This is a genomic window from Bacillus cereus group sp. BfR-BA-01349, assembly GCF_022663795.1.
GTDB lineage: Bacteria > Bacillota > Bacilli > Bacillales > Bacillaceae_G > Bacillus_A > Bacillus_A cereus.
On record NZ_JAKUGE010000009.1, the window covers coordinates 77888 to 96308 of the forward strand.

The window sequence follows — 18421 nt, forward strand, 5'->3', positions numbered from 1 at the left end:
TTGGGATGTGAAGAAATGAAGAAAGTCATGAGTGTGTTAGCGAATCTGCCTCGTAAGTACTTAGTTATATTGGGAATTATAGTGTTAGTAGTAGGCGTTGCTACCTATAATACTATTCATCGTTACATGATGAAATCTCAAGTACAAGAGGAAGAGCAAGTAAATCAAGATGAAATTGAGATGCTTGGAGATAAGCCAAAGGAATTTGATACAAAAGAAGAGGAATATATCGCAAAGACAAAAACTGTAGAGGATTTACTACGAAAAATTTCTAATAGTAGTTATGATGTCCCGTATTTGTTTACAAAGGCTGGATTTGGTATTGAACCAATGAAAATGACAAGTAATGAACGTATGCTTGCTACAGAAGCTGTACAACGATATTTCCTAAATGGGGATAAGTTTTACAATGCGCGAATTACCAAAATTGACCGTGGGAAAAAAGTAGATACGTTTCATATTGAAGTTTTAATTCAACAGGTAAACTTCTTAGAACCACGACAATTTAAAGTGCAGGTAAACAAATATGCACAAATTGTAACACCAATTGCACAAATTCCACATGGACAAGAAGTACCTGTGGATTAAGAAGGAAATGAGGGTTGTGGAAGAAAAAACACAACCCTTTTATAAAAAAATAAAGAGTACCTAAATTTATTTATTTAATATTCATAATTTTCTGATATAATAAAACCATGGTTAAATGAAATTTGTATATAGCGCTAAAATGAATATGGAGGAATACAAATGAGAATGTTAATTGGAACAGCTGCTAATTTTGTTTCGGGGTATTATATAGGACGAAATTCCGGATTATTAGGAACGTTGCTTGGATGGGCTTTTTTGTTGGGTGGTGGCTATCTGTTAATAGAAAATTGGGATAGTATCACAGTCTGGATGCATAGTTTGAATATTGTACAAGGACTAGATGGTTACGAAGACATGAGCAATGGTTTTATTTTTATCTGCTTGGTAGTAAGTGGCTTTATTTTTATCTTGTTGTCCCCGATCTTTATTATTTTAATAATAGTTTGTTTCGTTTTAATGAATATTGTTGCTTGTACACTTGTGTTATTAACATCACCAAGTACATACATAAAGAAGAAAGATAAGGAGAATGAGTGGGAATGAGTACAATTTTAGTTTTAGGTGGATCAAATGGAAGAACGTTAGAGAAGTTGGCCAAAAAAAGAGACTGCCAGGTTATTTTCCATGATGGGAAAAATCACGGAGGCGTAAAGAAAACCTTTCGAAGTGTTATAAAAAAATGCGATGTTATTGTCATTCAAAAAGGTGCATGTGGCCAGGTATCTATTGATGTAGCAAAAGAGTACGCAAAGAAGTATGATGTCCCACTATTATTTAATCAGGGATTTGGAGGAACAGGCGCGTTAGAGATTGGGTTAAAGCATCTGCAAGCGGCTTGATTTTAGTAGGTAGTCTGACATAACTTTTTGGATATTTATCATATAATCATTATATATAATTTTTTAGTTTTCAAATTCGTAATTTCTTAACTTAATAAAATATGAATTTTGTACAGAAATGGAGAATGACTATGTCAAAAACAAAGAGGGAGCAGGTATTAAGTGCAACGGTAAATGTTTAGGTCGCTAAAAATTATGCGGAGAGTCAGGCTTGGATAAACGAGACTTTAAGAATAATGGCAAAAGGAACTAAATATGAGTCAGATGTTAATGAAGCGCTTGAAGTTTGTGAGAAATACAAAGAGCTAAAAACACTAAATTAAAAGAAGTTAATAGAAATAAGAAATCCGGAATTTTAATATAAGCGTTATTTGATAAAAAATAAGAAAGCCCTAGCTTTCTTATTATATGTAAAAAGTCATATGTTTTTTATCTTCTTTATAGTACTCTAACCGGTTTTGCAAAGTGCCAGTGTGGAACTCAAACTTATGGCCATCTGGATCTGTAAAGTAAAGAGATCTTTGGTCTCTCTCATCCCTTTCTCGACCAGGTAAAATATTAACATCATTTTGAATTAATGCTTCTTTTAAATGGTCTAATGCTTCATTTGTTACAGTGAAAGCCATATGTGTATAAGATTGCTTAATTTCATTTCTTGGTATATCTTCTTCAACATTTAAAGCAATCCATAATCCATTTAAATCAAAATACGCTAATTTTCTACCTTTTACTAATAATTTTGCTTGAAGTATTTTTTGATAGAATTCAATAGATTTTTCCAAGTTTGATACAGAAAAACAAATATGGTTAATGCCCTGTAGCATACAAAACGCCCCCTATAATTAAATGATTTTTAATATTTTTATATAAAGATTATAAAAGTTTAGGCGCGATTTATAAAGAATTATTACCAAATAGTTATCTTGTAATCAAAAATAAAATAACCCGCTAGTTATAACGGGTTATTTCCACAAGGTGTGCAAGGAATGCAAGGTAACTGGACTAGGGAAACCTGTAGATTTCCTTGTAATTGTAATGTATGCAAAGGAATCAATAAGGTTAATGAAGTTTAAACAAAATCCTTATTTCAACAGAAAAAAGAACGCACGGGAAAGCGCTCTTTGACCAGGATTTATATGAAAAAGTATCGGCAATTAAATCTTATGTATGTTTTCAGTTTATGTGCAAGTTAGAATCAAATCTTTATTTAAGAGGGGAACGAAATCGTGAAATATGATAAACAAGAATGTCCGAAATGTAGCAATCCGGTTAAAACTTTATATAGACCATCAATGAGTTATAAAGGCCCAAATCTTTGCTATTGGTGTAATCGGAAACGTGTTAAAGAAGAAAAAGAAATGAATGTACAAAACTAACACAAAATCTTTATTAAAAATAACGAACAAAAAGCACTACTGGATCCTGTGAAAGTTCGTGATTTAATACAAAATCGTTAATTAAATCAAAAAGTGAAAGGAAAATACATTAATATGGATAATAGTAATATACATAAATCAGGTTATGTCATACTGATTTATTTTATAATGACGCAGTTTGTGGGGATAATAGGTGTACAATTGCTAGCGAAGACAGGTTGGTATGATATTCAGGGAAACCAACAGCAAGCAATTCAACAACTTCTTGTGCATTGGGAACTAATTGGGTTTTCACTTATGCTGATAATCATCTTTCTTATATATAGTAAAGAAATAATAAACGACCCAAAGTTATCGATTAAATTATCAAGAAATTCATTCATATGGATTTTAGTTGGGATCATATTCGTATTTCTTGCGCAGATGGTTGGTAGTGTGTTAGATAAGAGTGTATTTCAGCTAACTACGCAATCAGCAAATACGTCTAGTACAGTCGCTGCTGCTGCAATATCTCCTGTGGCACTTGTTTCAATTGTTTTTCTTGCACCGTTAGTAGAAGAGTTTGTTTTTCGTTATGCGGCCATAAACATTTTAATGTCCAAGTTTAAGCAAACTTGGAGCATACTAATAAGCTCATTGTTCTTTTCTATTATGCATTTTGATTTTCCATTTGTATTTGGATATTTTTTAATTGGAGTTATACTAGCTGTAGTATATGTGCGTACTAATAGGTTACTAGTATCATTTGTTGTTCATGCTAGTATGAACTTAATTGTTGTTATACTCCAGATTTCTTGATGAAAAAGCAGCGGATTCGCGCATCTTACTAGTGATTTAGTTTTTTTATGTTTATGAATTCTAAAATTATGGTAAGATTAATAAGACTACATTTGAAAATGTGGGTTCAAGTTGCTGTATTGACTGAATTGCACCAAAAAAACCAATTCCATTACACGGGAATTGGTTTTTTGGTTTGTGTTGTTAGCATAATTATTGACGGCCTAAAGGAGATTTGTTTCTTTGTAGTTTAGTATAACTTAAATAAAAAGAAAATTCAAAAACAAAATGATGAATCTTTACATATTTTTAAATTACAACACAAAAATGTAAATATATGGGTTATAATAGGTGGTGAAACACTCTCCTATGTTTCTAGTGATTGTATCTTTTATCTGTTTTTGGTGCGAAATCTGTTGATAGATTTTGCACTTTTTTATTTAATGTTTAATAAGATCAGTGTGATTTTTTTAAGGGGGAAATTAGTATGTTTGGGAATAAAGAAAATGAGATTAAAGAATATTTAAGAAAAAATGGAGATTGGTACTATTTTAAAGTACATACTTTTTGGTCAGGAACGCACTTAGTAAAAGTAAAAGATGGAGTATTTAGTTTTAGAATAGAAAAAGCGTAAATAGAGAGATTTATTCTGTATAAGTGCACTTATACAGAATAAATCTCATAATAAAAAAATGTAACTAGCAAAATTAAAGTTTACTTTCATTTTTTCATCTTTAACACAATTATCGCTATAAAGCATTGATATTATTAATTTTTATCCTCATTTTATAAATAAATGGTTTTCTGGACAAATGATTCTAAACATACATTTTCTTAGAATCATATAGTAACCTCTATTTCTTGTAAATTCCTTTTCTCCATATCCATTCAATTGGACCATAGCGGAAATGTTTACTCCAAATCTCACTAAATATAATTTGTACGAAGCTAATAAAAAGCCCGAAGATACATAATTTCCAGTAATATACGTGTGAGACATCTTTAAAGTACAACGAAAGAAGGACAAGAGTTAGTATACTTTGGCTAATGTAATTCGTTAAAGCATACTTGCCTACATTCTTAAAGGGATGCAGGCATTCTATATATTTTTGATTCTCACAAACTCTAAGTAGAGTACAAATATAGAATATAGCTAGCGTTTTCCCTCCAAATAGAATCCATAGTTGTATATCCTGAGAGTAATAGACATCTGTTTTTATAAAGTAGTAGATAATAGGACAAGAGAGAAGACATGAGATACATAACGAACTCCACTGTAAAAATCTAATTTTCTTTATTAATTCCGGTACCCTTTTAAAAATATTTTTCTTACCAGCCCATAACCCTATTAAAAATAAGCCTATATATTCCGGAATTCCTATTAGTAGTTGCTGGAATTCCTGGGTCATTAGAAAGAAAAGACGTGCTTTTACTTGATGAGAATAATGTATAAATAGATTTACGGTGTGATTGGTAGTGTTGCCTGTAAAAATATATTGATAGTAATTTGGTACTTCAGTAATAGAAGAACTTGCTCGCAAAAATACAATAATATGTAATACATAACTAACCAGTAAGAAACTACAACCAGCTATAAAAATAAGCTTAGTAGATCGCTTATAAAAGAATAATAGAATAAATCCGGCTATAGCATACGCATGTAGAATATCTCCATACCATAGAAAGATGAAGTGGAGTAAACCGAAGATTAGTAAAATACAAAGTCTCCGGGTAAATAACCTATACATTGGATATCCTTTTGCTTTTGTATTTTTCATAAAGATATAAAATCCTACTCCAAATAAGAATGCGAAAATAGTGTAGAACTTTGCTTGAATAAACAAATCTACTAAAAAGCGAATTACTTTATCTATACCAATATAACCCGCTTGATTAAAGGGATCTAGTCCCGTCATAGTGGGTAGATTCGCAAAAAGGATACATAGTATGGCGATACCTCTTATTATGTCTAAAGAATGAATACGGGCGTTTTGTTGCATGTTAATTCTCCGTTCTTCCAAAGAAAAACGAGCACTATACTAGCTAGCGCTCGAATTACGTCTTGCAAAGAATCCATCATATGTAGCAGCTGAAACAGCTCCTTCTAGACGTTCAACTTCTTCACCTCTGTTATAAGCTACAATAACTGGAGTACCTGGAATGTCGAACTCTTGAAAGGCACTTTGATTTTCTGGTGTAGAGATATCAATACGATAGATGGTTCTATCATGCTTTTTTGACATACTATTTATATCTGGTGCAGCTTTTTTACAAAAATGACAGGTAGGTTGATAGTAATACGCAATGAACTCTTCATGGGATTGTATTTTTCCCTTTAATTCTTCTTTTGAAATATCTTTTATATTTTCAGGTGCTTCTTTTACATTTGCAGCAGATACAATTGTTTGTTCAGGTGTTATAGTTTCTGTATTGACTGATTCATTCTTAGTTAAAGTAAAGATCGCAATACAAGCAACACATAAAGTAGTAACAATTGCTCCAATTTTGTAGACTTTTTTCATAGTAGGGGTTCAGCCGAGATACGTGTAAAAATGGGTCATAGACTGGTTTTTATTTCCATGTTATGACCCGTTTATCTTTTATACAGGTATATTCTCTTCTATTGGTTGTGGAATGTTTTGTAAATCAATCACATAATCGCCAAAACGTTTTAAATGTTTCGTCATAAATGGACTTAACATCACCAGATCTTCTCGTGAGAATCGATAACCTTCTCTTTTGAGTTGCCATAAAATCATGGTAATATCAACGACATTTTGAAAAATGACTGCATTGGCAACGAGATCATTATATTTAATACGTTTTTCTTGTTCTACTGGATCATTTTCAGTAATAATCCCATCTCCACCAAAGAATAACCACTTTGAAAAACCATTATATGCTTCCACTTTATTTGTACTAGCTGTAATTTGCTCTCTTAATTTCATATCTGAGATATATCTAAGAAGAAATATCGTTCGAATGACTCTGCCTAGCTCTCGAAATGCTTGGTACAGTCGATTCTTTTTACTATTACTTCTCAGTTTTCTGAGAAGAGTTGAGGGTAGTATCTTTCCAGATTTTATAGACAAAACAACTTGAAATAAATCTTGCCAATGAGTCTCAATTAACTTCCAATCGATTACATCACTAAATAAAGGATCTATATGTTTATATTGAATATGTTTGCTTGGTCTAAAAAATTTTAAGTCTTTCCAATTCCTAATTCTAGGCATTAAATTGATTCCTAATAGATAAGAAAGTGCAAAGACAGGAGTAGACTGACCTTGTGTATCAGCATGAATCGTATCGGGTTGGATATCTGACTTGTTTTTTAGCAATCCATCAATAATATAAACAGCTTCCCAAACCCCACAGGGGATAAAATGGCTAAATAAAGCAATATAATTATCCGAAACATGATGATAAGCTATTCCTCCATAGCTCCCATATCTGATGTGGTATTCTGACAGTAAGTTTTCTTCATATAAATCGTATTTTGTTCCATCAGCGGCGGCTGTTTTTCCACTCCCCCATAGTTTTGGAAGGCTAAAGAGGTTGTAATGATTTAAAATGTCTTGAATTGAGGCATCTAATTTTTGGGCGCTGATATGTCTACGATTCACAAAAGAAATCATATGAGGTGTTACTATATTTCGCATATGTTTAGCGGTTTGGGCTGGCCCTAAATTACAGCCATATCCAAATGAAGTAATAATATAACGTTCAATTGGATGCTCTAATTTAGGTTCAGATCCTGAAAATGGGCCGAAATGTCTTGTACAACGAGTCCAGTGTTCAACGTTACAAAGTATATCGAGAATCGTTCGTTCCGGTAGTCGTTGTATAATTTCTTTTTCTAACATTTTACTACTCTTGGAAGACTCTTTTCGTACCAAGCGTTTCAGGATTGGTTCTCCATCTTCAGTTATGATAACTTGTCCATTGTTAGGATAGTTTCGATCAACAGTTTTTGCAGCAGATGTTAGCCAACTTTTTAACCGATTAACAAAATCAGTAGGTGAGGAAGGTAATTCTAGTTCATTACAATAATCTTCAACCATCGGTTGGCATTCTTCCCATGGAAGTAATTGTTGTCTATAATCAGCATATTTCTCAGAACCTTTTACACTAAGGTCTCCCGTTTTTAATTCAGAGGCTAAATAAGAAAATATACAGATTTCAAGACGTTTACGGTAAAGTAAATTCGTGCTTTTTTCAACGCGAATTGTATGTTTCCACTGTTCACTGGCGAATGATAAATCAATATCGCTAGGTAGATGTTCAACCTTACGGTTTTCGTTCGCTAATAAAAATTCCAGAGCATTTATGAGGGAATTGTCTTGAGTTGTTGAGTCAATTTCTAATAATGTGATGAGCCGAAATAATGTTTTTCTATGATTCTTATAGAATTTTTCTAAAAGTGGTAGATAATTATTTCCGTTGTATGAGGATATTGCTGTACAGTCCTGTTTTAAAAATTCTATACCACCTTTAGCTTCAAATAGCTCAGTAATTTTGATGCCAATTTGTGTATTATCATCATGCATAGCTGTTGTTTCTAAAACTTCACTCAGTACAGAAATAAGATTTTCACTTATGGAACGATGTTGCTCCCTCAAAAGAGAAAGTTCTTCTTTTCCTTTTTTATGAATGATTCCCATCCTTTTTAGAAACATTTCTACAAGGTTATCCCTAGTTGTAATTTGTGACCGATAAATAGTTGATAACAACAGCATATATCTTTTGGGAGGAGCGAAGTCCTTTATTTCTGAAGCATCTAAAGAATTCGCTTCAGCAGCAAAGTGCTTCAATTTAGAATTTGGAATGCCTTCTAATAAATCATGAATGTTTGGAAGGAAAGAGGTAATAAATGAAAGTCTGTTTTGTAAATCTTTCATATGAGTAATAGAAGGGCTTTTGGGAACCTCTTTAAAATAATTATAACCAGAATGTTGAGTTTCTTTTGACGTATGAAGTAATTGATCGAGTTTATCTTTTTCTATATTAGACAAACGAGCGAAAATTGTATTACAAAGACGATTATTAACCATTGTTCTTACTCGACGTGCAAGCCGATCTAGTGTACTGAATGCTGGTAATTCATAACGTTCCTTAATTAATTCTTCAATAGAAACATTAATAAGGTCAGCGGGGTTATCCATCACTTGAGATGCTTTATATATTGCATTAGTAGCAATATGTAAAGCATCCTTCCCAAAGGACAATACTTGCAAATGCTCACGAATTGCTTTCTGGTGTCGATATATGGACTTTGTTCGGAAGTTTGGTTCGGTTTCATTTGATATACGCAAACTCGAACGGATGTGATGAATTATCACAGATGGAATATCTTTTGGACGTGGAAAATAACCTAGTCGTTGGAAAGACTTTAGCATAACTAAAAGGCTAAAGACCGGAATAGTTCCACGTGCTACTTTATGGGCAAATTGGTTTTCCTCATATGTGACGGTATAAATCTCTTTCAATTCTTTTCGAGTTAAGTTTTGTTTAAACCTTGGATAGGCTGTACGTTCAATTGAGGTCAATGTAATTCCTCCTACTATACTAAAATTAAAACTATATGTATTTTACTGTTGCATCTTACGGTACAAAGTCATTCTCGAGATACCAGCTTTCTCGGCGGCATCTGTACGGCTCATACCTTGATTAATAAGATATAAAGCGTAATCTACCTTTTCCTCATCGGTTTTTGGTCTTCCAGGATGTTTCCCTCGTTTTCTTGCAGCCTCAATCCCTTCTTTTGTCCGTTCAGAAGTTAAATCTCGTTCAAATTGAGCAATACCAGCGAAAATAGTAAACAACATTTTTCCATGTGCTGTTGTTGTATCGAGCCATGATTCCTTTAGACTTTTCAAGTGCGCTCCTTTTTGAGAAATTTGTTCCGTAATTTCAATGAGATCTTTTGTAGAACGTGATAATCGAGTTAAATCGGTTACAACGACTTTATCTTCTGGACGAAGAAATTCCAGCATACTATTTAATTCCGGCCGGTTTCGTTTTGTACCGGTTATTTTTTCGAAAAAAATACGATCGCATCCAAATTCTTCAAGCTGTTTCTTTTGGCGATCTAAATTTTGATCTAATGTAGAAACACGCATATAACCAAACTTCATATTTATCATCCCCTTCACCGACTATTGTACCAAAAACGATTAAATAGGGATATTGTTACGAATAATATTGTTACATATTTTTGTTACACTCAGTATGCAAGTTAATTAGACTAAAAGTTTATTAATAATAACCGTAACAAAAATGTCCGTTTTTGTTGCAGATAAACTTCTATATTTATGTTTCAATAAATAATTTAAAGGTGTAAAGAATACACAGGTTTAAATAAATGGATGTCTTTATTGAATTAAAGTAGTGTCTCATTATTTCGGTCTAGTGCAAAAACTCCAAAGTAATTAAAGTGGTTTATCAAACTTGGCTACATTGGTGCTAACTTTAAAAAAGGCGTGTGATTAGTATGGAAAGAGAAAATGTATCTAAGCAAAAATCTTATCAACCCGATAGTATTTTGTTAACGGTACATTGATATTTGCTGTATAACCTAAGCTTTCCTGACTTTGTAGAAATGATAGACTATGTTCCGTATAACCATTATGAGTTCGTTTATTAAATATGTATATATTATAAAAAATTCCTTTGTATAAAGAAAAAAACATAATATACTTTTTCTTCGTAATATATTATGCTTATATTTGAAGATGCTTTCATGTTTTTGAGGAGAGGTAATATATTTAATATAAGGAAGTGATAAATGATGGTTACTGTATTAAATAATGAAACTAAAAATTTATTAGTTGAAAAAATTGCAAATAAAAATGCGTGTATTGGATATGTAGGCCTAGGTTATGTTGGACTACCATCAGCTCTTAAATGTTTAGAAGTAGGTTATGCGGTAAAAGGTTTTGATAAAAACTCAGCAAAAATAAGAAAACTAGAACGTGGAATAAGTTATATCAGTGATATTCAAGATACTGAAATCCAAGATGCTTTACATACAAATAGATTTTTTGTTAGTACAGAAATGAATGATATAAACGAATGTGATGTTGTAGTTATATGTGTTCCTACACCATTAGAAAGAACTAGTAAACAACCAGATTTAACATATATTCATTCAGCAGTTGATGAAATAGTTAAATACATTAAAAAAGGTACATTAATTATCTTAGAAAGTACTACTTATCCAGGTACTACAAGAGAAGAAGTTTTATACAAATTAGAACAGAAAACTAATTTTAAAATTGGTGTAGATATATTTGTAGCATACTCTCCAGAGCGAATCGATCCTGCAAATCAATCGTTTTCAATTCAAGATATTATAAAAATCGTAGGTGGAGTTACATCTAATTGTACTGATTGTGCAGCAGCTTTCTATAGTAATTTAATTAAGGATATTCATAAGGTAAGCAGTCCAGAAGTAGCAGAGACAGCTAAGTTATTAGAAAATACGTATCGTTTTATAAATATCGCTTTTATTAATGAAATGACACAAATTTGTAATGAGTTAAACATAAATATTTGGGAAGTAATTGATGCCTCAGGAACTAAGCCATTTGGATTTCAAAAATTCTATCCTGGTCCTGGTGTAGGAGGACACTGTATTCCGATTGATCCTATTTATTTTAAGTGGATTGCAAATAATAAGGACTTAGCAACAAAAATGATTGATGTGGCAAGAGAAATTAATGAAAATATGCCTAAATATGTTCTTAATAGAGCACTACAGTTACTAGATGATAAAGAAGGTAAGAATATTCTTATGGTTGGCGTTGCATATAAAAAGAATGTTAATGATGCTAGGGAATCGCCAGCTTTGGATATTATGAATGATTTAATGATAGAAGACTATAACGTGGATTATTACGATCCGTTTATAGAGGAACTCATTGTGGGCAATAACACATTGAAAAAATCTATAGATTTAAACCTAAGTCAATTAGATAAATACACTTTAATTATTGTTCATACGGACCATGATTGCATTGATTTTAAATTGCTAAATGAGGCAAACTGCTTAATTTTAGACACAAGAAACATATTAAAAGATGAATCAGTATATAAGAAAAATATTATTAGTTTGTAGGTGATTACATGGTAGAGTTTATTCCTTTTTATCGACCAGAAATCAATGATGAAGATATAGATAGGGTAGTTTCTGCCCTTAAATCTGGATGGCTTTCAAAGGGGCCAAAGGTGATAGAGTTTGAAGAGAATTTAAAAGAATATCTGAATACTGAACATGTAGTAAGTTGTAATTCAGGGACTGCCGCATTACATTTAGCATTACTGTCTCTGGGGGTTGGATTAGGAGATGAAGTAATAGTTCCGAGTTTTACTTTTTGTTCTAGTGTAAACGTTATTATGCATGTAGGTGCAACACCTGTATTTGTAGACATAGATGAAGAGGATTTATGTCTTGATCTTCAGGATGTTAAAAGAAAAATCACTAAAAAAACGAAAGCAATTATTGCAGTTCACTTTGCTGGATACCCGGCTAAATTAAAAGAACTTCAAAAATTATGTAAAGAATACGGACTGTTTTTGATAGAGGATGCAGCGCATGCATTAGGGACAAAATATGATAATACTTTAATTGGTACACATGGAGATGTTATTTGTTTCAGTTTTTATGCCACAAAAAATATAACAACAGGTGAAGGCGGAGCGTTAGTTACTAAAAATGAATTGATTGCTGAAAAAGCTAGATTATATGGTTGGCATGGTATCACCAAAAATGCATGGAATCGTTATGGTGAAGAAGGAAGCTGGCGTTATGATGTTCTATTACCGGGGTTTAAATATAACATGATGGATCTACAAGCTAGTTTGGGTATTAGTCAGTTAAAAAGAGCTGATGAAATGATTGAAAAACGTAAGAGAATAGCTGAAAAGTACCAAGAGGAATTAAAAGAGGTTCAAGAATATATAACGTTACCTAACTATACTAACAATCCAGGTGTAAAACATGCATGGCATTTATTTGTTATAAAAATCAATGCTAATTCTCCTGTTAGTAGAGATCAGGTAATTCAAGAAATGAAAAAGAGAAATATTGGGCTTAGTGTTCACTTTATTCCTGTTCATATGCATCCGTATTATAAAGAAAGATTTAACGTATATTTACCTAAAACGGAAGAGATATTTAATCAAATTATTTCATTACCACTGTATAGTGCTCTTACAGACAATGAAGTTGAACATATTATAACGGCTTTAAAAAGTCTATATCAATTAAAAATAGGGAGGTAAATATTTATGAAAATTGGGGTTATTGGTGGCAGTGGATTTATTGGTAAGCATGTTACAAAGGAGTTATTAGCAAGGGGGTATGAAGTAGTTATATTTGATAAATTTAATCCAAGTATTGATGTTCCTTTTAAGGAAATTGATATTTTAGATATTGCAACATTAAGAGAAAATCTTATTAATGTCGATGGAGTAATCCATTTAGCTGCATTAGTGGGTGTTGATAATTGCCGTTTAAATGAAGAAGATGTAGTGAGGGTGAACTTTGAAGGCACGAAAAATATTGTACAGATTTGTAACGAAAATGGTATAGAAAAATTATTGTTTTCTTCCAGTTCAGAGGTATATGGGGATGGCGTGAGTGTTCCGTTTAAAGAAAATGATATTAAAATTCCAAAATCAGCTTATGGAAAAGCTAAATTAATGTCCGAAGATTATTTGAAAGAATATGCTAGTGATAGTTTGAAAGTCAGAGTGGTACGTTATTTTAATGTATTCGGTTCACAACAAAATGATAACTTTGTAATTTCTAAGTTTTTAAAACAAGCTCATAGTGGTGAAGATATTACTATTTATGGAGATGGACAGCAAATTAGATGTTTTAGTTATATAAGTGATATTGTTAACGGAACTATACTAGCCTTTGAATATGAAGGAGAGAAATTTGCAGATTTTAATGTTGGCAATAACAAACCTATATCTATGGAAGAACTAGCAATAAAAATTAATGAATTAATGGGAAATAAAAGTAAAATTAAATTTCTTGATTTAGGTGAAGAGGGAGTCAGAAATTCTAGCATTGAAATCTTTAGAAGAATCCCTTCAATAGAGAAAGCTAAATTATTTTTAAACTATCAACCAATTATTTCATTAGATAAAGGACTAGAGATAATAATAGGGGAGAAGTATGGAAACACAGTATCTATATTCTAAGAATCCAAAGAAAATTAAGTATCCCATATATTCTTCTCTTTGGAGTATATCTGATCATGTATTTTTTTTGAAAAGTGTATATAGACCTAATGATTCTAAACTTAAAAAAAGTCTTCAAGCTCTTTATCCGGATGCAGAAATTGTATTAACTAATAGCGGTACATCTGCATTAGTGGTTGGTTTAAAGTACTTAAAAGTAGCAAAGGGAGATGAAGTGATTCTATCAAACTTTAATTGTCCTAATGTGATAGAAGCAATATTAACGGTGGGAGCAAAACCTGTATTAATTGATTTAAACACTAATCATTCAATTTCTCTTAATAAAATAAAAAAACATTTCAATGCTAATACAAAGGTAATTATTCTTACGCACTTGTATGGATGTCATGATGATTTAGAAATTATTGACTGGGCTAGAGAAAATAATATTTATATCATCGATGATGCTGCACAAGCAATGTTTTCTTATCAAAATGGAAAGCCAGTTGGTAGTTTAGGCGACATTGGTATTTTAAGTTTTGGGGGAACGAAACCAATCCCAAGTATTGGGGGAGGAGCGTTACTTCTTAATCGTACAATAAGTGAATTGTGTGACATGGATGAAGAAAAGAAGGAAGAAGTGATTTTAGATTATAAGAATCATTTAAAAACACAATTAGGTATAAGAATAAAAAAGAGTAGAGTACTGAGCTTATTTACTAATTATTGGAGGAAATTAGAGATTCTGCCCTCCTATAATAATAGTAAATTAGATTCTTTACCGGAGAAAACGGAAGTTATAAACCCAAAAAGAATGTCTATAGTACGTTCATTGTTAATTGATAAACACCTACAGAAAACAAAGAAGATTTTAGAAATGAATATATGTAACGCCAGTCTGTGTTATACAATGCTGCAGGAAATTGAAGAAAAGTATGGCGTTAAGATTATATTTTCAACTCAGAACGTTTATTTGAACTATTTTACTATTATATTCAAAGAACCATCTGATAGGTATGAGTGTTCTGTACATTTAGCGGAAAAAGGTATACAAACTTGTTGGAACTATTTACCTCTGAGTGAAATCCCTATTTTTTCGAAGTACGCAACCGAGTCAGAAAATATAGATTTTTTATGGCCAAGGGTATTATCAATACCTTTTAAATATCCTTTAGTAGACAAGGACCTTAAGTATATATGTAGTCAAATTCTAAAATATTTAGAGAATAAGAATTAAAAGGTGATTATATGGAAATCGAAATATGTACTGACGCCCAATACTGGGATGCTTGTATGGAAGAATATAATGGTTCTGTATTTCATAGTTTCGAATGGGGAAAGTTAATGGAATTATTACCTGGTGTTCAATTTTTCCCAGTACTAATAGAAACACGAGATACAGTAGTTTTATCTCCTATGTATGTACAAGATGGTAGGCTATTGGGAAGTTTAATTGGTTATGGTGGCCCAATAATAATTGGCCAAGATAAATTAGATTTTTCAGTTTATGAATCCATAATAAATAAGAAGTTTGAAAATAAAATTCAAAAGCTATTATTACCTATAACGATAAATCCTTTTCAAAGTTATAGTAAGGAAAAGTGGGATTATAAAGAAACTTATATGTTAGATCTACCAAATAAGTTTGAGGATTTATGGACATCGTGTTCTGGGAAAGCTAGGACAAGTGTTAGGTATGCACGTAAACAGAATGTTGAAATTCGTCCTATAACTGTAGCGGAATTAGATGAGTTTTACCAATTATATCAAGAACATAATAACAGTATAGGAGCGAGTTATTCATTTAGTAGAGAGTTTTTTTATCATTTAGTTCTTAATTTACAAGAAAAAATCCTTTTTTTAGGGGCATTCTTAGAAGAAGAACTAATTAGTTCCAGCCTTTTTATAATGGATAAACAGGTTTTATATTACTGGATTAATATTAATAATACCAAAGGAAAAAATTCGCAATCTTCATATTTACTACTAAATGATGCGTTTGAATTAGCAATTCATAATAAATTAAAGTATGCGGATTTAGGATATTCACATAATAAAGGGATTGCTAGACCTAAGATATACTGGGGGGCAGCTTTGAAAAAATGTTTTTGTTTAAAAGAAAGGATTTAAACTATGATTATTAGTGGCCACCAACCAAGTTATTTACCTTGGTATGGTTTTTTTGAAAAAATTCATAAATCAGATGTGTTTGTATTTCATGATATAGCACAATTTGAAAAAAAAGGTTTTTTAAATAGGAATCGTATTAAGACTTCACAAGGAGCGTCTTGGCTAACGGTTCCAATACAAACGAAGAATTATAAAGAAATTCCATTTAATGAGTTAAAGATAGACAATACTCAAGATTGGGAACGGAAGCATTGGAAAACGATAAGAATTAATTATTCTAATGCACCTTATTTTAATGTATATAAGGATTATTTAGAGGGTTTTTATTCAGAAGATTGGATTAATTTAAATGATATGAACATGAATTTTATTCATTTTATTATCCGTGAATTAAACATTGATACGGAGCTATATTATGTATCAGATCTAGAAGGGATTACAGGTAAGAAAAGTGATTTTGTATTAGAATTGTGTCAGAAATTTAATGCCAGTACTTATTATTCTGGAAGTTTAGGGCAAGATTATTTAAACGAAAATGACTTTGAGAATGAGAATATAGAAATTATCTACCAAAGAATAAGAGATTATTCCTACAAGCAATTATTTGGGGAATTTATACCACATTTGTCTATTTTAGATATTTTACTAAATTGTGGGCCAAAGGAAACAGAAAAATTAATTAAAGGAGTCTAAAATTCTATGAATGTACTTGTATTTGCCGCTCATCCAGATGATGAAATAATTGGTGTTGGTGGAACAATAGCGAAACACGTGAAACAAGGTGATGATGTACATGTTGTAATACTTGCAGAGGGAAAATCTTCTAGAGCTAAAGAATATAAAGAGCTAGATTTAGAGGTTAAGAACTTATCTTATAAAGAAACAGAGGGGGCATGTACTACACTTAGTGTAAAGAGTTTTGCAAGACTAGATTTCCCTGATAATCGTCTTGATACATTACCCTTACTTGATGTAGTGAAAGAGATTGAAAATCACATTGAAAAAATAAATCCTACAATTATTTATACTCAATATGGTGGAGATATAAATATTGATCATACTGTTGTTTACAGAGCAGTAATGACAGCGACACGCCCTCTGCCAGATACTAATATCAAATGGGTATTTGCATATGAAACTTTATCTTCTACAGAGTGGAATTATAATGAAAAAGATAAGTTTCTTCCTAATTATTTTGTGAATATTGAAGATCATTTGGAGGAGAAATTAAGTGCGATGAGACATTATGAATCTGAGTTAAGGGAATTTCCTCATCCACGCTCTATAGAAGCAATGAGACATAACGCAATGGTATGGGGTGCCAAATCTGGATACCAGGCGGCTGAGGCATTTATGTTAGTAAGGGGGACATGGTAGGTGAAGAGAATATGTTAATACCACAGGTCCCGTTCTTTGGTTTAGATAGTAAACAGATTGACTTAAAATGGGTTGAAAAAGGCTATGGATTAGAAGCAAATATTTTTGATGGAAAATCTTTATTTGATAACTCATATACAAAAAGGTTTTCAGAGGTCCTTTCTTTTGTTCAAACCCTTAATCCATCCTTGTTAACGCTGCATTTTCCTACTGATAATGCAGACTATCTCAATGATGAATTTATTAAAAAGCAACTATATGAATTTATTGACCTTGCTATAAAGTATAATGCATCAGGTATAACAGTGCATGCTAATCAATTCATGAATGTCGCGGAATTTCAAAACTATAATCTTCTAGATAATAGAAAAAGGATTATAGAGTTCTTTAATATGCTAGATGAAGAAATAAAAGGAACTGATATATGGATTGGCGTTGAAAACCTACCCATTATTGGAAACTTGGGCGATGATTTTGATCCTATATTTATATATCCCGAAGATTTTACTGATTTGGTTAATTTGGAGTTATCTAACGTTGGAATAACATGGGATATATGTCATTGGTCTATAACCTATCTTACACGTTTAGGTATTTCTAAATTATTAAGGCAAAGGGAAATTGAATATAAGGATTTTCATAAGTATTTAAGCTTAATGGAATATATTAAACATTTTCATTTTAGTTCTTTTAAACATTTAACGATTCCTTATAGTGAGGTGCGTTGCTTTGAGGGAGAGAATCCGGTCAATGGATCTATTAATGAAAGTTTATTACATGAAACTTTATTAAAAGTGAAGAACCTTACTTTGGATAAAAACATAGGAATTGTATTTGAGGTTCAGGAAACGGATTATACGAATAGACAGAGGTCATGGGAGACTCTTAATTGGTTTCAAAAGAATATTGTTGGTATGCTAACAAAAATGAATTATTTGGAGATATAAAAGGCACTATCGGTTTATTTATTTTTTACATGAAACTTGAGTTAGAGATTATTTTAATGAACCTTTTCTTCTAAGCAAGTGTGTTAGAAGGGAAGGTTTTACTATTAATGTTTTTAATCATAGGGACAAGCTTGTATTACTTTATCAAAAGATAGGTTTTTTCTGAGGTTTCAGCATATCCGGTTAAATTTAG

At 31.6% G+C, this 18421-nt stretch carries 19 protein-coding genes; 14 read left to right on the forward strand and 5 right to left on the reverse strand.

What is annotated here, in order from left to right; genetic code table 11:
- Window positions 1-15 precede the first annotated feature (15 nt).
- The 3 genes from MR169_RS07485 to MR169_RS07495 all read left to right on the forward strand — a co-directional run bounded on the left by MR169_RS07485 (window position 16) and on the right by MR169_RS07495 (window position 1427).
- Window positions 16-588: a hypothetical protein gene (locus MR169_RS07485; protein ID WP_199697585.1), complete on the forward strand. Its 573-nt coding sequence runs from the start codon at window positions 16-18 to the stop codon at window positions 586-588.
- A gap of 159 nt (window positions 589-747) precedes the next feature.
- Complete coding sequence (locus MR169_RS07490; protein WP_097807777.1) at window positions 748-1131, forward strand: hypothetical protein; 384 nt, start codon at window positions 748-750, stop codon at window positions 1129-1131.
- On the forward strand, window positions 1128-1427 hold the full coding sequence (locus tag MR169_RS07495) for a DUF2325 domain-containing protein (protein ID WP_242319195.1): 300 nt from the start codon (window positions 1128-1130) through the stop codon (window positions 1425-1427). Before MR169_RS07490 ends, MR169_RS07495 begins: the two co-directional genes overlap by 4 nt.
- A 404-nt stretch (window positions 1428-1831) precedes the next feature.
- Here the strand turns inward: MR169_RS07495 and fosB are convergent, their stop codons facing one another.
- Complete coding sequence (gene fosB / locus MR169_RS07500) at window positions 1832-2251, reverse strand: FosB/FosD family fosfomycin resistance bacillithiol transferase (protein ID WP_098205159.1); 420 nt, start codon at window positions 2249-2251, stop codon at window positions 1832-1834.
- A gap of 402 nt (window positions 2252-2653) precedes the next feature.
- Between fosB and MR169_RS07505 the strand changes: the two genes are divergently transcribed.
- The 3 genes from MR169_RS07505 to MR169_RS07515 all read left to right on the forward strand — a co-directional run bounded on the left by MR169_RS07505 (window position 2654) and on the right by MR169_RS07515 (window position 4214).
- Window positions 2654-2803, forward strand: a complete 150-nt coding sequence (locus tag MR169_RS07505; RefSeq protein WP_000872738.1) for a hypothetical protein — start codon at window positions 2654-2656, stop codon at window positions 2801-2803.
- Window positions 2804-2917: 114 nt separating this feature from the next.
- Window positions 2918-3601, forward strand: a complete 684-nt coding sequence (locus MR169_RS07510; RefSeq protein ID WP_242319196.1) for a CPBP family intramembrane glutamic endopeptidase — start codon at window positions 2918-2920, stop codon at window positions 3599-3601.
- 466 nt (window positions 3602-4067) lie between these two features.
- Window positions 4068-4214 (forward strand): hypothetical protein, encoded by a 147-nt coding sequence (locus MR169_RS07515; RefSeq protein WP_242319197.1) that lies wholly within the window; start codon window positions 4068-4070, stop codon window positions 4212-4214.
- Window positions 4215-4434: 220 nt separating this feature from the next.
- Here MR169_RS07515 and MR169_RS07520 read toward each other — a convergent pair whose 3' ends face one another.
- The 4 genes from MR169_RS07520 to MR169_RS07535 form a co-directional block, all read right to left on the reverse strand.
- Window positions 4435-5580, reverse strand: coding sequence for a DUF418 domain-containing protein (locus MR169_RS07520; RefSeq protein ID WP_242319198.1), 1146 nt, complete (start codon window positions 5578-5580; stop codon window positions 4435-4437).
- A gap of 39 nt (window positions 5581-5619) precedes the next feature.
- Entirely contained in the window at window positions 5620-6102 is a 483-nt protein-coding gene (locus MR169_RS07525; protein WP_061884967.1) for a thioredoxin family protein, read from the reverse strand.
- A gap of 78 nt (window positions 6103-6180) precedes the next feature.
- The gene (locus tag MR169_RS07530; protein ID WP_242319199.1) at window positions 6181-9129 is read right to left on the reverse strand and encodes a Tn3 family transposase; all 2949 of its coding nucleotides are present in this window, start codon (window positions 9127-9129) and stop codon (window positions 6181-6183) included.
- Window positions 9130-9171: 42 nt separating this feature from the next.
- Window positions 9172-9717 (reverse strand): recombinase family protein, encoded by a 546-nt coding sequence (locus tag MR169_RS07535; protein WP_242319200.1) that lies wholly within the window; start codon window positions 9715-9717, stop codon window positions 9172-9174.
- A gap of 653 nt (window positions 9718-10370) precedes the next feature.
- Here MR169_RS07535 and MR169_RS07540 point away from each other — a divergent pair.
- From MR169_RS07540 to MR169_RS07575, 8 genes are read left to right on the forward strand one after another with little or no spacing between them, the layout of a single operon-like run.
- On the forward strand, window positions 10371-11699 hold the full coding sequence (locus tag MR169_RS07540; RefSeq protein WP_242319201.1) for a nucleotide sugar dehydrogenase: 1329 nt from the start codon (window positions 10371-10373) through the stop codon (window positions 11697-11699).
- Between the two features lie 8 nt (window positions 11700-11707).
- Window positions 11708-12865, forward strand: a complete 1158-nt coding sequence (locus MR169_RS07545; RefSeq protein ID WP_242319202.1) for a DegT/DnrJ/EryC1/StrS family aminotransferase — start codon at window positions 11708-11710, stop codon at window positions 12863-12865.
- A 6-nt stretch (window positions 12866-12871) separates the two neighbouring features.
- Complete coding sequence (locus MR169_RS07550; RefSeq protein ID WP_242319203.1) at window positions 12872-13795, forward strand: NAD-dependent epimerase/dehydratase family protein; 924 nt, start codon at window positions 12872-12874, stop codon at window positions 13793-13795.
- Window positions 13770-15011, forward strand: coding sequence for an aminotransferase class V-fold PLP-dependent enzyme (locus tag MR169_RS07555; RefSeq protein WP_242319204.1), 1242 nt, complete (start codon window positions 13770-13772; stop codon window positions 15009-15011). Before MR169_RS07550 ends, MR169_RS07555 begins: the two co-directional genes overlap by 26 nt.
- Window positions 15012-15022: 11 nt before the next feature.
- Entirely contained in the window at window positions 15023-15904 is an 882-nt protein-coding gene (locus MR169_RS07560; RefSeq protein ID WP_016513570.1) for a GNAT family N-acetyltransferase, read from the forward strand.
- A gap of 3 nt (window positions 15905-15907) precedes the next feature.
- The gene (locus MR169_RS07565; protein ID WP_071731707.1) at window positions 15908-16597 is read left to right on the forward strand and encodes a WbqC family protein; all 690 of its coding nucleotides are present in this window, start codon (window positions 15908-15910) and stop codon (window positions 16595-16597) included.
- A gap of 6 nt (window positions 16598-16603) precedes the next feature.
- Window positions 16604-17281 carry a PIG-L deacetylase family protein gene (locus tag MR169_RS07570; protein WP_242319205.1) on the forward strand — a complete coding sequence of 226 codons (678 nt, stop codon included), beginning with the start codon at window positions 16604-16606 and terminating at the stop codon, window positions 17279-17281.
- 11 nt (window positions 17282-17292) lie between these two features.
- On the forward strand, window positions 17293-18228 hold the full coding sequence (locus MR169_RS07575; protein WP_242319206.1) for a TIM barrel protein: 936 nt from the start codon (window positions 17293-17295) through the stop codon (window positions 18226-18228).
- Window positions 18229-18421: the final 193 nt, after the last annotated feature.